The following is a 12,391-nucleotide window of genomic DNA, read 5'->3' as shown; positions in this document are numbered from 1 at the left end:
ACGCAGCGAGGCGAGACGGGAGCGGCGCAGGGCGGCGTGGAAGGACGGTTCGGTGCCCTGCTCCCCGTCGGGGGCCACGTGCAGCAGCCGGGTCATCCACCCGGTGAATTCCTGCGCCCGCCAGATGTGCGCCAGGCACTGGTCCGAGTACCCGTCGAGTCCCGCGGTATCGCCCCGGGTCAGGGCGTCGGTCAGGGCTCCCGCCAGGATCTCGGCCTCCAGTACGGCCAGGTTGGCGCCCTTCGCGGCGGCCGGGGCGAGCAGGCTGGCCGCGTCGCCGGCCAGGAAGAGCGACCCGTGGCGCAGCGGTTCGACCACGTCGCAGGTCAGGTCGAAGATCCCGCGTTCCAGGAGGGGGCCCCGGTGCAGCGGGCCGTGCTCCGCGGCGCGCATCCGCAGGTCCAGTTCGTCCCAGATCCGCTGCTCGGACCAGGCCTCGGCCGGGACGCCGCGCTGCCACTGGAGGTAGTAGCGGGTGACCTCCGGGGTACGGGCCATGTGGCCGGCGAAGCCCCGGTCGTGGACGGCGTAGCCCACGGCGTCGAGGCTCGGCGGGGCCTGGGCGAGCAGGCCGAGCCAGGTCACTCCGTGATCGTGGTGGTGGCGGACGGCGTCCGGCGGCAGGGAGCGGCGGGCCGCGCCGTGCCGCCCGTCGCAGCCGGCGACGTAGCGGCCGGTCCAGCGGGTGGGCCGGCCGTCGGGTTCGCGAGTCGTGACGTACGGCGCGGCGCCGTCGGCGTCGCCCACCGCGAGGGCCTCGGTGTCGAAGCGGACGCGGCCGCCGTGGTCGAGGTAGTGGGTCAGGAGGTCGGTGACCAGGTTCTGCTGCGGGTAGACGTGGTGCTGCCCGCCCTGGCCGCTTTGGCCGCTTTGACCGCCTTGGCCGCCCTGCCCGAGGGCGCCGTAGTCGAGCCGGAACCGGCCGTCCCGCGTACGGAACTCGCAGGTGCCGTGCCGGCTGCCGTGGCGGTGCAGTCCCCCGGCGAGGCCGTGGCGGTCCAGGATCCGCCCCGTGTTCGGCGCGAGGAACCCGGCGCGGGGCCGGGTCTGGACGTGGGTGCGGGAGGCACGTTCGAGGAGGACGCAGTCGATCCCGGCTGCGTGCAGCAGGTTCGCGAGAACGAGCCCGGCCGGACCGGCACCGAGGACGATCACGTCGGCTGATTCCCCTGAGGCGCGGGAGTTCTGACTTTCCGTCATAGCGCGTGAAGCATAAGCACGCGAAGATCGATGAACCTACGCAAGCCATCCCTAGGCGGGAATAGAGTGACAATCACCCTTGACGCCGCAACCCCGTGATTCAAGGGCCCGAGGGCGCCGCCCCGGGCCGGCCGGTGGTGTGCGCCGGGCGCGAGGAAACGCCCTCACGCCCGGCGCACACCCCCACCACGGGCCCCGCACGGGTAGATCCCGCAGCATCAGGAAAAGTCCGGACACTCCCTGGCGAAGCCCTGCGCGACGGGCTGCCAGGCGTCGGGGCTCACACATGCGCTCAGCCGCTCCGCCTCCCGTGCGCACTCGACCACCTGGGATGCGGCCAGCGGCACGGCAGCCTGGAACACCCGCCCGACGTGACGGCAGAGCACCGGCGGGCGGAAGCCCGGCGAGTACGGCTCACCGAGGTAACTCCGCTCCCTGGCAACCGTGTTCGCGCAGGTCCTCGCGAGAGGGGAGGCGGGGAACTGCTCATCGCGCCCCGCGGAAACGCCTCGCGGCATCCTCGGCGGTCGGCGTCCTCGGCGTTCCCGGCATGCCGTCCGGCGCCTGCGTGGGGGCCGGGCCCGATCCCGCGGGCGTCGCGGCCCCGCGGTCCGGCCGCTGCGGAACGGTGTCGGCTCCCGCCTGCGCTGCGCGGGGGCCGGAGGGCAGGCGGCAGCGTACCCGTCCCGGGTTCTTGTGCATCAGCCGATCGGATGACGAGCGGGAACCGGCCGGGGGCGGGGCGGCATGGGGGCGCGGGGGAGGATCGGGGGCAGGACAGGACGGTGGCCGAGAGGCCGTGGAGCGGATGAGGGGTACGGGATGAAGGCCGTCGATCGGGAGCTGCTGGACGCCGCGCGGGCCGGGGACGCCGTTGCCGTACGGGAGGCGGTCGACGGAGGTGCGAACGTCGAGGTGCGCGACGAGGAGCTGCGCACGCCGCTGCTGCTCGCCTCCCTCGCCGACCACGTGGAGGCGGCCCGGGTGCTCGTGGCGGCGGGCGCCGACGTCGACGCGCAGGACGCCCGCCAGGACAGCGCCTGGCTGGTCACCGGCGTGACGGGCAGCGTGGAGATGCTGCGCGCCCTGCTCCCGGCGGGGCCGGACCTGCGGCGCACCAACCGGTTCGGCGGCGTGTCGCACATCCCGGCGAGCGAGCGCGGGCACGTCGCGTACGTACGGGAGGTGCTGGCGGTCACGGACATCGAGGTCGACCACGTCAACCGGCTCGGCTGGACCGCCCTGCTGGAGGCGGTGATCCTCGGCGACGGCGGGCCGGCCCACCGCGAGATCGTACGGCTGCTGCTCGCGGCCGGGGCGGACCGGGAACTGGCCGACGGCGACGGGGTGACGGCCCTCGCGCACGCGGAGCGGCGCGGGTACGCCGAGATCGCGGAGCTGCTGCGGTGACGGCGTGGCGGGCGCTCCTGCCCGGGACGCGCCGGGCGGCGCTGGCCCTGGCCGGGGCGGCCCTGCTGGCCGGGTGCGCGGCGGTCGGGGACGCCGGCGGGAGTACCCGTACGGCTGCCACTGGCGGCACCGGCAGCCGTACGGGCACCCCCGCCGGGGCGACGGGCGTCGCGGCCGTGCCACGGCGCACGGCACGCTCCTGGTCGCCGACTTCGGCGGTTCGACCGTGACCTTCGTGGACCCCGCGCGCGGCCCGGTCGGCTCGGTCGAGGTGGGGACCGCCCCGTACGGGCTGGCGCTCGGCGCGGACGGGCGGGCCTGGGTCGCGACGGCCGAGGGGGTCGCGGTGGTGGACACCGCCACCCGCACCGGCCTGGGCCGCATCCCGTACCGCACCCGCACAGGGCCCGTGACCACCGGCGAGTACCGGGGCGGTGGGATGGGCATCGCGCTCGCGCCGGACGGGCGGCGGCTGTACGTGGGGGTCAACGTGCCCGGCGGACCGGGCGTGGTTGAGGTCGTCGACACGGCGACCCGGGAGGTGACCGCCACCGTGCCCGTCGGACGCCGCCCCTTCGACGTGGACGTCGCGGCGGACGGCGGCGAGGTGTACGCGACCGGGCACGACTCGTACGACGTGACGGCGGTGCGCGCCGACACCCTCGCCGCGCGGCGGATGGTGGTCGCGCCGTACGGGGAGCGGGGCCCGGGCTCCTGGCTGAAGCCGCACTACGCGGTGGTGCGGCCTTCCGACGGACGGCTGTTGCTGCCGTTCGAGGGCGAGAAGCCGGCGGTGCTGGACCCCGGCACGGGGCGGGTCGCCGTCGAGCCGATGACCGCGGACATCCACCAGCACGGGGCCGCGCTCGCGCCCGACGGCACGCTGCTGGTGGTCGGCGCGGCCGAGGACCGGGACACGGCCTCGCTGACGGTCCGCTCCCCCGGCGGCGCGGAGCGCACGGTCCCGCTGGACGGGCCGCACGAGGACGTCGCGGTCACGGCGGACGGCCGCACCGCGTACGTCACCGGCGGCTTCACCCGGGACGGCCACTGGGACGGGATCACCGTCGTCGACCTGCCGAGCGGTACGACGCGCCGCCTCCCGGCGGGCGACCGGCCCCTGGGGATCGTGGTGCTGTAGGACCGCCACCTGGTCCACGCCATCGGCACGGTGCCCCGACGCGTTTCGGCTACGCGGACGAGGGCCGGGGGTGGTGGGAGACCACGGTGAACAGGCGCGGCTGGACGTCGGTGGCGATGGTGGCGGCCTGCTCCATGTGGACCCGGGCCCCGGGGTCGGCCCGCATGGCCCAGTAGTGCTCCTCGCTCTCCCACTGCGCGTAGTTGATGACGCGCTGCCCGTCCCGGCTGGCGTGGAAGTTGGCGCAGATGAAGCCCGGCTGGTGCTTCATGGTCGTCTCGGTGGCCTGCGTGAGCAGGTCGACCAGTTCCTGCTGGCGCTCGGGCGCAACGGTGAACACGTTGATCAGCGTCGCGACGGGGCGGCTGCTGTCGATGTTTGCGGTGACGTTCATGCGCTCATCGCTCCCCCGCCCCGCAGCTCCCCCGCGCGGGGCGGGAGGAGCTTCATTCGATCCGGTGTCGTCTACCTGGCGGCCTTAATGCGATTTGTGTGCAATTGAGAAAGATGTGCAGCACGCCGGGGGGAGCCGCCTGCCGGTCGTCGGTCGGCTACAGGTCGGCCACCCGGTCAGCCGCCGAGGTACGCCTCAAGCTCCGCGGCGCCGGTCAGCATGGCCCGGCCGCGGGCGGACAGGCGGGCGCGCCAGTCGGCCAGGGCGGCTTCCAGCGGCTCGAGACCGCCCGCTTCCCGGACCTGGGCGATGAGCGGGGCGATCTGCTCCAGCAGGTAGCCGCCCCGCCTGAGTTGGTGCGTGAGCCGGGCGTTCCGGACGTCGGCCTCGTCGTAGACGCGGTACCCCGTCAGCGCGTCGCGGCGCGGGTGGACCAGCCCGGCGCGCTCCCATGTGCGCAGCGTCGCGGGCCGGATTCCGAGCGCCCGCGCCAGGGGTCCGATGAACGCGCCGCCGGGGCCGCCCGCCGCGGTCGGTCCGGGGGCGGGGGCGGGGGCGGTGTCGGGGGCGGGGGCGGGGGCGGAGGGATCCAGGTCCCGCAGGGCCCGCTCCACGGCTTGGAGGGTCCGCCGGTCGTCGAGGAGCCGGGCATGGCTCTCGTCGATGAGGTGGAACGCCTCGTCGACCGCGCCCCGGTTCACGGAGCACATGATCGCCGTCGCCGTCCGGTGGCCGTGCGCGGGCGCCAGGGCGAGGAACGCGCGCAGGGCGGCCGCGTGCAGCGGGGTGTAGGTGCGGTACCCGTGGGGCGTGCGAGCGGCGGCCGGGAGGATGCCGGCCTCCTCGTAGTTCCTTACCGCCTGTGTGGACAGGCCGTGCTCGCGCGCCAGATCCACCGGCCTGAGCCGTGCGCCGCTCTGCGTGGTTCGCAGGACCCGGCGACTTTCATCGTCGTGCAGGCTTTGAAGGTTTCGCCCCATGGGGCCGACGATATCGCGCAGAAGTTTCCACCGAAGGTTCAAAGATAGCGTTGAAGGCATGGCTATCGACATCACGGACGGCGTCCGTTCCATCGGGGCTGCCGCCGTCAGGCAACTGCTCCCGGCCCGGCCCCGACTGCTCGCCCTCGGCGAGCCCACGCACGGCGAGGAGGCCCTGCTCCACCTGCGCAACGATCTCTTCCGGCAGCTCGTCGAGGAGGAGGGATACAGGACGATCACCCTCGAAACCGACTGCATGGCGGGCCTGGTGGTGGACGACCACGTCGGCTCGGATGGCACGGGCGCGGCCCCGGGTACGGGCACGGGCTCGGGTACGGGCACGGCCCCCGGCGCGGGCACGCTCGACGAGGTCATGGAGCGCGGCTTCAGCCACGGCTGGGGCGCCTTCGCCGCCAACCGCGAGCTCGTGCGCTGGATGCGCGCCCACAACGAGGGCCGGCCGGCCTCCGAGCGGGTCCGCTTCGCCGGCTTCGACGGCCCGCTGGAGATCACCCACGCGGCGAGCCCACGGCAGGCCCTCACCGCGCTCCACGGCTACCTGGCGGCACGGGTCGACGCGGACCTGCTCCCCTGCACCGCGGAAACGCTCGACCGCCTGCTCGGCACCGACGACCGGTGGACCGAACCCGCCGCGATGACGGACCCGACCCGGTCCGCGGGGCGTTCGGCCGAGGCCCGCGAGCTGCGGCTGCTCGCCGACGATCTGGTGTCGCTGCTCGACGCGCAGGCCCCGTACCTGATCACCCGGACGTCACGGGAGGGTCTGGACCGGGCGCGCCTCTACGGGCGCACCGCGACCGGCCTGCTGCGCTACCACCACGCGATGGCCGACCCCTCACCGGCCCGTGTGACCCGGCTGTGCATGCTGCGCGACCTGATGATGGCCCGCAACCTGCTCGCCCTGGCCGCCCGGGGCCCGGTCCTCGTCCACGCCCACAACTCCCATCTCCAGCGGGAGAAGAGCTCGATGCGGATGTGGCAGGGGCCGGTGGAGTGGTGGAGCGCCGGTGCGCTGGTGAGCGCCGAGCTCGGCGAGGAGTACGCCTTCCTGGCCACGGCCCTCGGCACCATCCGGCACCGCGGGGTGGACGTCCCGCCCGCCGGCACCCTCGAAGGGCTCCTGTACGCGCTCCCGGAGGACAGCTGCCTCCTCGACACCGCGCGGCTCGCCACCGCCCTCGACGGCACGCCGCCCGCGCCCCGCGTCTCCTCCTGGTTCGGCTACGCCCCGTTCGACGCGGCCCACCTGGCGGGCAGCGACGGGCTCGTGTTCGTCAAGGACCTCCCGCAGGGCCCCGCCGCCGTGTGATGCGGTGTGCGCAGCGGCTTCACCCGGCAGACTGGGCCCATGACGCACTCCTCCTCCCGCACGGCCGGAAGTTCTCCGCTCTCCTTGTGGTCGAGGGATTCCTTCCTGTCGATCGGCTCCGTGGGCTCCGTACTGTCCATCGGGTCGGTGGGCAGCGCGCTGTCCATCGGATCGATCGGCTCCGCGCTGTCCATCGGTTCGATCGGGTCCTCCATGTCGCTGATGTCGGCCGGGTCCCTCCAGAGCGCCGGAAGCGCGCTGTCCGTGCAGGGGAAGTGGTCCCTGATGTCCGCCGGCCCGTGCCGCCCGTTCGGCTCACCCGGTTCACCGGACTCATCCGACGCGTCCGACACGTCCGACGCGTCCGGGCCGCGTGCCGCGCTCACCGTGCTCGGCTTGGGCGCCGTCGCCGTGGTCGGTGCGGTCGCGCTGCTGCGTACGCGCAAGGGCGGACGATGACCGGCCGCGGTCACCGGCGGGGTTCAGCGCGGGCGCACCCACGTCGGGGCCCAGGTGCCCCCGGCTCCGGGTGCGGCCGTCGTGGCCGCCAGGTGGGCGCGCAGGGTGGGCAGCGCCGGGTGGGGGTTGTCGCGGTGCCACAGGAGTGAGTGCGGGTACACGGGCGTCGGGCCGGTCACCGGGATACGGCGCAGGCCGTGGCCGGCGGGCCAGACGAGGCGGGTGTGTTGGCCTATGAAGGTGGCCAGGGCCGGGGTGTCGGCGACGGTGTCGAGGAGCGCGTCGGAACCGAAGTTGGGGCCGGTCGCCTCGATGGTGAGCCCGAACTCGGCGACGAGGTCTTCGTAGTAGGCCGCCCACTCGGTACCGGGGACGATGCCGGGCATCCAGATCCGGTGCCCGGCGAGCCCGGCGAGCGGCACCGACCGGGCGCCCGCGAGGGCGTGCGCGGGGCCGGTGAGGAGCTGGAGCGGCTCGTCGAGGACCCGTACGGACTCGATGTCCTCGGGGAGGGGCCGGCCCGGCGCGGCGACCGCGCGGAAGGAGGCGTCGATCTCGCCGGAGCGGATGGCGGCGACGGCCGTATCGATGTCGAGCAGCATGAGCACGTCGAGCTCGACGTCCGGGTGTGCCTGGTGGAAGGCGCGCATCAGGCCCGACGCCGCACCGCGCGAGGCGATGATGTCGACGCGCAGCGGGCGGCGGCCGGTGCGCACGGAGGCGGTGGCGCGCTCGGCGACGCGCAGCAGTTCGCGGGCGTGCGGCAGGAACGCCTGCCCGTCGATGGTGAGCTCGGCGCCGCGCGGTGTGCGGGTGAACAGCCTTACGCCGAGGCTGCGTTCCAGGGCGGCGATGCGCTTGGAGACGGCCTGCTGGGTGACCGCCAGCTCGGCCGCCGCCTCCTGGAAACGGCCGGTATCGGCGGCGGCGACGAAGGTCCGGACGGTGTCGAGGTCCATGCCGGGAATCCTAGGGTGCACAACCGTGGGTTGTGGAGGGCGGCTCCTTGGTTGTTTGATCGGTGGTCGCGCCGCTCGCTTTGATGGCTCCCTACGCGGATCGGTTGTGCCGAGGAATGGTCGAGGGGGCGGTGGGCAATGGGCGCGGGGAGCGGGCACCGGCTGGGGCGGGCGTTCGGGTGGCTCTGGTGGTCGTACGGGACCAGCGCGCTCGGTACGTGGCTCGCCTTCGGCGCGCTGCCGCTGATCGCCATCCGGGTCCTGGAGGCCGGACCGGCCGAGGTGGCCGCGCTCGCCTCCGTGGGGGCCGCGGTGGGCGCGGCGGTGGCGGTGCCGCTCGGCCCGTGGGTGGAGTTCCGCCGCAAACGGCCGGTGCTGATCGCGATGGACCTCGTACGGTGCGCTGCGCTGCTCACGGTCCCCGCCGCGTACGCGCTCGGCGTGCTCACCTTCCTTCAGCTCCTGCTGGTCTCGGTCGCCGTCGCGGCGGCCGACATCACCTTCCGAGCGGCCTCCGGCGCGTACCTGAAATCGCTCCTGCCGGCCGGGGACCTGCTCGTCGCGAACGCCCGCTTGGAGTCCACGGCCTGGACGACCACGATCATCGGTCCGCCGCTGGGCGGCGCCGCGATCGGGCTCCTGGGCCCGGTGGTGACGGTGGCGGCCGACGCGGTCAGCCACCTGCTCTCCGCCCTGGGCATCCGCGCGATCGGCGGGCACGAGCCGCGACCCGCACAGCGCCCGGGGGACGGCGCGCGCATGCGGGCCGGGGACCTGCTCGACGGCTGGCGGTACGTCCTCGCCGACGCGGTGCTGCGGCCGCTGTTCTTCAACACCGCGTTGTTCAACGGCCTGGTGATGGCCGTCCAGCCGCTGCTGGCCGTCCTGATGCTCGGCCGGCTCGGGTTCGCGCCGTGGCAGTACGGCCTCGCCTTCGCCCTGCCCTCGATCGGCGGGCTGCTCGGTTCGCGGCTCGCCGGACCGCTGGTGGCCCGGTTCGGGCAGAGGGAGGTGCTGGTCGGGGCGGGGGCGCTGCGTGCTCTGTGGCCCGTGGGCCTGGCGTTCGTGGGGCCGGGGACCGGGGGGCTGGTGCTGGTGATGGGCGTCGAGTTCGGGCTGATCCTGTGCTGCGGGGTCTTCAACCCCGTCCAGGCCACGTGTCGCCTGCGGCTCACGGCGGCCGACCGGGTCGCCCGTACGCTGTCCGCCTGGGCGGTGACCACCAAGGCCTCGACCGCGCTGCTGACCGCCGTGTGGGGGGTGCTGGGTACGCTGCTCGGCCCGCGTGCGGCGATCGCCCTGGCCGGCGTACTGCTGCTGACGACCCCGCTGCTGCTGCCACGGGACCGGCGCCGCCCGGCTGTCGCGAGCGCCGTCGAACCGCCGGCCGCATGAGAGGGCCGCATATGATTCCCGGGGCCCGGACGGGGGCCCGAGACCGAGGAGGACCTGTGGCCCAGCGCCCAGAGCGCGCGGACGCCCAGCGCAACCGAGAAGCGGTCCTGGCTGCCGCCGATGCGCTTTTCGCGGCCAGCAGCAGCCCGCGCGGCGTGTCGATGGACGACATCGCGGCGGCCGCGGGCGTGGGCAAGGGCACCCTCTTCCGCCGCTTCGGCGACCGCGCCGGGCTCATCGGCGCCGTGATCGCCTCCCGCCTCGAACCCCTGAACGAGGCCGTACGGGAGGCACGGGACGAGGCCGGTTCCTCGCCCCGGGAACGGGTGCTGAAGCTCCTCGACGCCTCGCTGCGGTTCAAGATCGAGAACCGGCATCTGATGGTGGCGGCCGAGGACGCCGGGGTCAGCAGCCCCTACCGGGCCGGGCACTACGGCTGGTGGCACGCGACGCTGCGCGCGGAGCTGGAGCAGGTGCCGCAGGTGCGGGACGCGGATTTCACCGCGCACGCGCTGCTGGCCGCGATCCGCGCCGACCTCGTGACCCACCTGATCGAGGAGGAGAAGACGACGGCGGAAGGCCTGCGGTCCTCGCTCGCGGCTTACGTGGACAACGTACTGGGCAGCGGTCCCGCGTAGGACGATCCAGATCTCGAAGCGGAGAACGGAAAGCGGAAAACCGGAAACCGGAAACCGGAACGGATGCTTTGCCATGAAGAAGCGAACGCCCCCGCTCGTCACGGCCGCTGCGGTATTGGCCCTGGGCTCCCTCACCCCGGCGGCACACGCCACCGCCGCCGCACACGCCGCGCCGGCATCGAAGGCCCCGGCGGATTTCGTCGCGCTGTCCTCCGTCGATCCCTCGATCATCCAGGACATGCGCTACGCCACGAAGGTCAATTTCATCGGGCGGCGCATCGACGGCTACCGAGAGCCCCTGTGCATCCTCACCAGGCCGGCCGCCGAGGCGCTGCACCGGGCGCAGGCGGAGCTGCTGCCGCGGGGCTACTCGCTGAAGGTGTACGACTGCTATCGGCCGCAGCGGGCCGTCGACCACTTCGTGCGGTGGGCGAAGGACCTCGACGACGAGCGGATGAAGGCGGAGTTCTACCCGCGGGTCGCCAAGGACCGGCTGTTCGCGGACGGCTACATCGCGGAGAAGTCCGGCCACAGCAGGGGCAGCACGGTGGACCTGACGATCGTCGAGCTGGGATCCCCGTCCACCGGAGCCGCTGGCGGACCGGCGCGGCCCGTCCGCCCCTGTTACGCGCCGCAGGGTGAGAGGCGGCCCGACGACTCCGTGGACATGGGGACCGGGTTCGACTGCTTCGACACCCTCGCGCACACCGACGACCCGCGGATCGAGGGCGTGCAGAGGGCGAACCGGCAGTTCCTGAAGGGCACCCTGGCGGGCGAGGGCTTCGTCAACCTGCCCGAGGAGTGGTGGCACTTCACGTACAAGCCCGAGACGTACCCCGACACGTACTTCGACTTCCCGGTGGCGCAGCGATCGCTCGCCGCGCACTGACACGACCGTCGCCCGCTGAGTTCCGGTCCGCCGAACGCCCCTGCCCCGGGGCAGGCAGGCGGGTACGCCGGAGCCCGGTACGGAGTGCCGTCCGTACCGGGCACCGGTGTGGCCGGTCAGCGCAGGCGGGTGATCCGGGTGGTGAAGGAGGGTTCGGCCAGGCTGGTTCCGAGCGCCACGGGGACGCTCTTCGCGCCCTCCCCCGTACCGACCGTCAGGGCGCCGAGTTCGGTGCCCGCCTTCGCGGCGTGCGGGGTTCCGGAGGCGCCCGGGTCCAGGGCGAGCCGCAGCTGCTGGCCCGGTACGCCGATCACGTTCAGGTCCTTCGTCGCCACCAGCGGGGTACGGCCGCCGAGGCCGTCGTCCACGTGGCCGACCGTCTGGCCCTTGCGGACGGCCGGCGCCGAGTCGAGCGCCTGCCGCACCGACTCGATGATCTTCTTGCTGTTGGCCAGGACGAGCTTCAGGCTGTTCTCGCCGTTGAGGTCCGGGCCGTCCACGTGCTGGTCCATGAGCGTGCCGAGGATCAGCGGGGTCTCGTCGCCGACCGACTTGTACGCCGCCCACATCAGCGTGCCGCCCGCGGGGGTGCTGGACCCGGTCTTGATGCCGCGGATGCTCAGACCGTTGGCCGTGAGCAGGACGTTGTTGTTGATGAGCGTGGTGGACAGCCCCTTGATCTCGGCGCTCGGCAGCGCCACCACCGCGCGGAACGCCTCCTCCTTCATCACGGCCTCGGCCAGCTTCAGCTGATCGGCGGCCGTGCTGACCGTTCCGGCGTCCAGGCCGCTGGCATCCGTGTACGTGGTGTTCGTCATGCCGAGCTCCCTGGCGGCGGCGTTCATCTTCTCGACGAAGGCGGCCTCGGAGTCGGTACCGCTGTCCCAGCGCGCCAGCAGCCGGGCCACGTTGTTGGCCGACGGGATCATGAGCATCTTCAGCAGGTCCTGCTGGCTGAACTTCGTACCGGCGACGAGGCCCTCGATGCGGGACTCGTGCTGCGAGGCGCCGTCCGTCACGGCCTTCGCGTCGATCTCCACCGCGGGGCCGGGGTCGCCCTTGCGCAGCGGGTGGTTCTTGAGGATGACGTAGGCGGTCATCACCTTGGCGACACTGGCGGTGGGGACGGGCTTCTGCTCGCCGAAGGCGCCGATGTCGCCGGAGCCGGGGACGCGTACGGCGCCCTGGCCCTTGGCGGGCCACGGTACGGAGAACTGCCCGTCGAGGGTGTGCGTCTGCTCGGCCGCGACGATCCGGGGGGCGGGCAGGGGGCGCAGCAGCTGGCCGCCGATGGCCGCGCCGGCGAGGAGCAGGAGTATCGGGGTCCAGATCTTCACGCGCCGCACGGCGGTGCGGCGCGGGGTCTCGGGCGGGGGCGGGTTGTTGGTGAGCTCGGCCAGCAGATCGAGCGGGGGCCGCGGCGGCAGCGGCACCTCGCGGGTGGGCTCGACGACACCGGGCGGCACGGCGGCCCCGGCGCGGGAGGCCGGGGCGGGGGGTGCGGCCGGCTTCGGGGCGGGGGCCGGGGGTGCGTCGGCCGGACGTGCGGCCGGGGCGGGGAGGGAGGTCCGGCCCGGGGGGGCGGGCGGGGTCCGC

General features: G+C 73.9%; 12 protein-coding genes. 7 read left to right on the top strand and 5 right to left on the bottom strand.

What is annotated here, in order from left to right:
- Positions 1-1,200, bottom strand: a 1,200-nt coding sequence (locus ACS04_RS25995) for a 4-hydroxybenzoate 3-monooxygenase (protein ID WP_209441779.1), incomplete at its 3' end; no start/stop codon positions are given.
- A gap of 822 nt (positions 1,201-2,022) precedes the next feature.
- Between ACS04_RS25995 and ACS04_RS25985 the strand changes: the two genes are divergently transcribed.
- Positions 2,023-2,610, top strand: a complete 588-nt coding sequence (locus ACS04_RS25985) for an ankyrin repeat domain-containing protein (protein WP_048479204.1) — start codon at positions 2,023-2,025, stop codon at positions 2,608-2,610.
- Positions 2,611-2,683: 73 nt separating this feature from the next.
- Positions 2,684-3,751, top strand: coding sequence for a YncE family protein (locus ACS04_RS25980; protein WP_107438700.1), 1,068 nt, complete (start codon positions 2,684-2,686; stop codon positions 3,749-3,751).
- A gap of 49 nt (positions 3,752-3,800) precedes the next feature.
- Here ACS04_RS25980 and ACS04_RS25975 read toward each other — a convergent pair whose 3' ends face one another.
- Positions 3,801-4,145, bottom strand: coding sequence for an antibiotic biosynthesis monooxygenase family protein (locus tag ACS04_RS25975; RefSeq protein WP_048479203.1), 345 nt, complete (start codon positions 4,143-4,145; stop codon positions 3,801-3,803).
- A gap of 176 nt (positions 4,146-4,321) precedes the next feature.
- Complete coding sequence (locus ACS04_RS25970) at positions 4,322-5,125, bottom strand: TioE family transcriptional regulator (protein ID WP_048479202.1); 804 nt, start codon at positions 5,123-5,125, stop codon at positions 4,322-4,324.
- Positions 5,126-5,183: 58 nt separating this feature from the next.
- Here ACS04_RS25970 and ACS04_RS25965 point away from each other — a divergent pair, with 58 nt between their 5' ends.
- A complete protein-coding gene (locus tag ACS04_RS25965) occupies positions 5,184-6,455 on the top strand; it encodes an erythromycin esterase family protein (protein ID WP_048479201.1) in 1,272 nt (423 codons plus the stop codon).
- A gap of 39 nt (positions 6,456-6,494) precedes the next feature.
- Positions 6,495-6,914: a hypothetical protein gene (locus ACS04_RS36640; protein ID WP_048479200.1), complete on the top strand. Its 420-nt coding sequence runs from the start codon at positions 6,495-6,497 to the stop codon at positions 6,912-6,914.
- Between the two features lie 23 nt (positions 6,915-6,937).
- Here ACS04_RS36640 and ACS04_RS25955 read toward each other — a convergent pair whose 3' ends face one another.
- A complete protein-coding gene (locus ACS04_RS25955; protein ID WP_048479199.1) occupies positions 6,938-7,873 on the bottom strand; it encodes a LysR family transcriptional regulator in 936 nt (311 codons plus the stop codon).
- A 138-nt stretch (positions 7,874-8,011) separates the two neighbouring features.
- On the opposite strand from ACS04_RS25955, the gene ACS04_RS25950 reads away from it, so the two are divergent.
- The 3 genes from ACS04_RS25950 (at position 8,012) to ACS04_RS25940 (ending at position 10,795) form a co-directional block, all read left to right on the top strand.
- Entirely contained in the window at positions 8,012-9,268 is a 1,257-nt protein-coding gene (locus ACS04_RS25950; protein ID WP_048479198.1) for an MFS transporter, read from the top strand.
- Between the two features lie 56 nt (positions 9,269-9,324).
- Complete coding sequence (locus tag ACS04_RS25945) at positions 9,325-9,906, top strand: TetR/AcrR family transcriptional regulator (protein WP_048479197.1); 582 nt, start codon at positions 9,325-9,327, stop codon at positions 9,904-9,906.
- 73 nt (positions 9,907-9,979) lie between these two features.
- On the top strand, positions 9,980-10,795 hold the full coding sequence (locus ACS04_RS25940; protein ID WP_048479196.1) for a M15 family metallopeptidase: 816 nt from the start codon (positions 9,980-9,982) through the stop codon (positions 10,793-10,795).
- Between the two features lie 116 nt (positions 10,796-10,911).
- Here ACS04_RS25940 and ACS04_RS25935 read toward each other — a convergent pair.
- Positions 10,912-12,391: D-alanyl-D-alanine carboxypeptidase family protein (locus tag ACS04_RS25935; protein WP_342449542.1), on the bottom strand; the 1,480-nt coding region annotated here is incomplete at its 5' end.

The sequence above is a fragment of the Streptomyces roseus genome (assembly GCF_001044425.1).
Lineage (GTDB): Bacteria > Actinomycetota > Actinomycetes > Streptomycetales > Streptomycetaceae > Streptomyces > Streptomyces roseus.
This window is presented reverse-complemented; position numbering and strand designations above follow the sequence as displayed.

Bases quoted from the DNA above. Each gene is read 5' to 3' on its own strand.
- ACS04_RS25955 (WP_048479199.1), bottom strand. From the start codon at position 7,873: ATGGACCTCGACACCGTCCGGACCTTCGTCGCCGCCGCCGATACCGGC.
- ACS04_RS25950 (WP_048479198.1), top strand. From the start codon at position 8,012: ATGGGCGCGGGGAGCGGGCACCGGCTGGGGCGGGCGTTCGGGTGGCTC.
- ACS04_RS25940 (WP_048479196.1), top strand. From the start codon at position 9,980: ATGAAGAAGCGAACGCCCCCGCTCGTCACGGCCGCTGCGGTATTGGCC.
- ACS04_RS25970 (WP_048479202.1), bottom strand. From the start codon at position 5,125: ATGGGGCGAAACCTTCAAAGCCTGCACGACGATGAAAGTCGCCGGGTC.
- ACS04_RS36640 (WP_048479200.1), top strand. From the start codon at position 6,495: ATGACGCACTCCTCCTCCCGCACGGCCGGAAGTTCTCCGCTCTCCTTG.
- ACS04_RS25985 (WP_048479204.1), top strand. From the start codon at position 2,023: ATGAAGGCCGTCGATCGGGAGCTGCTGGACGCCGCGCGGGCCGGGGAC.
- ACS04_RS25975 (WP_048479203.1), bottom strand. From the start codon at position 4,145: ATGAACGTCACCGCAAACATCGACAGCAGCCGCCCCGTCGCGACGCTG.
- ACS04_RS25965 (WP_048479201.1), top strand. From the start codon at position 5,184: ATGGCTATCGACATCACGGACGGCGTCCGTTCCATCGGGGCTGCCGCC.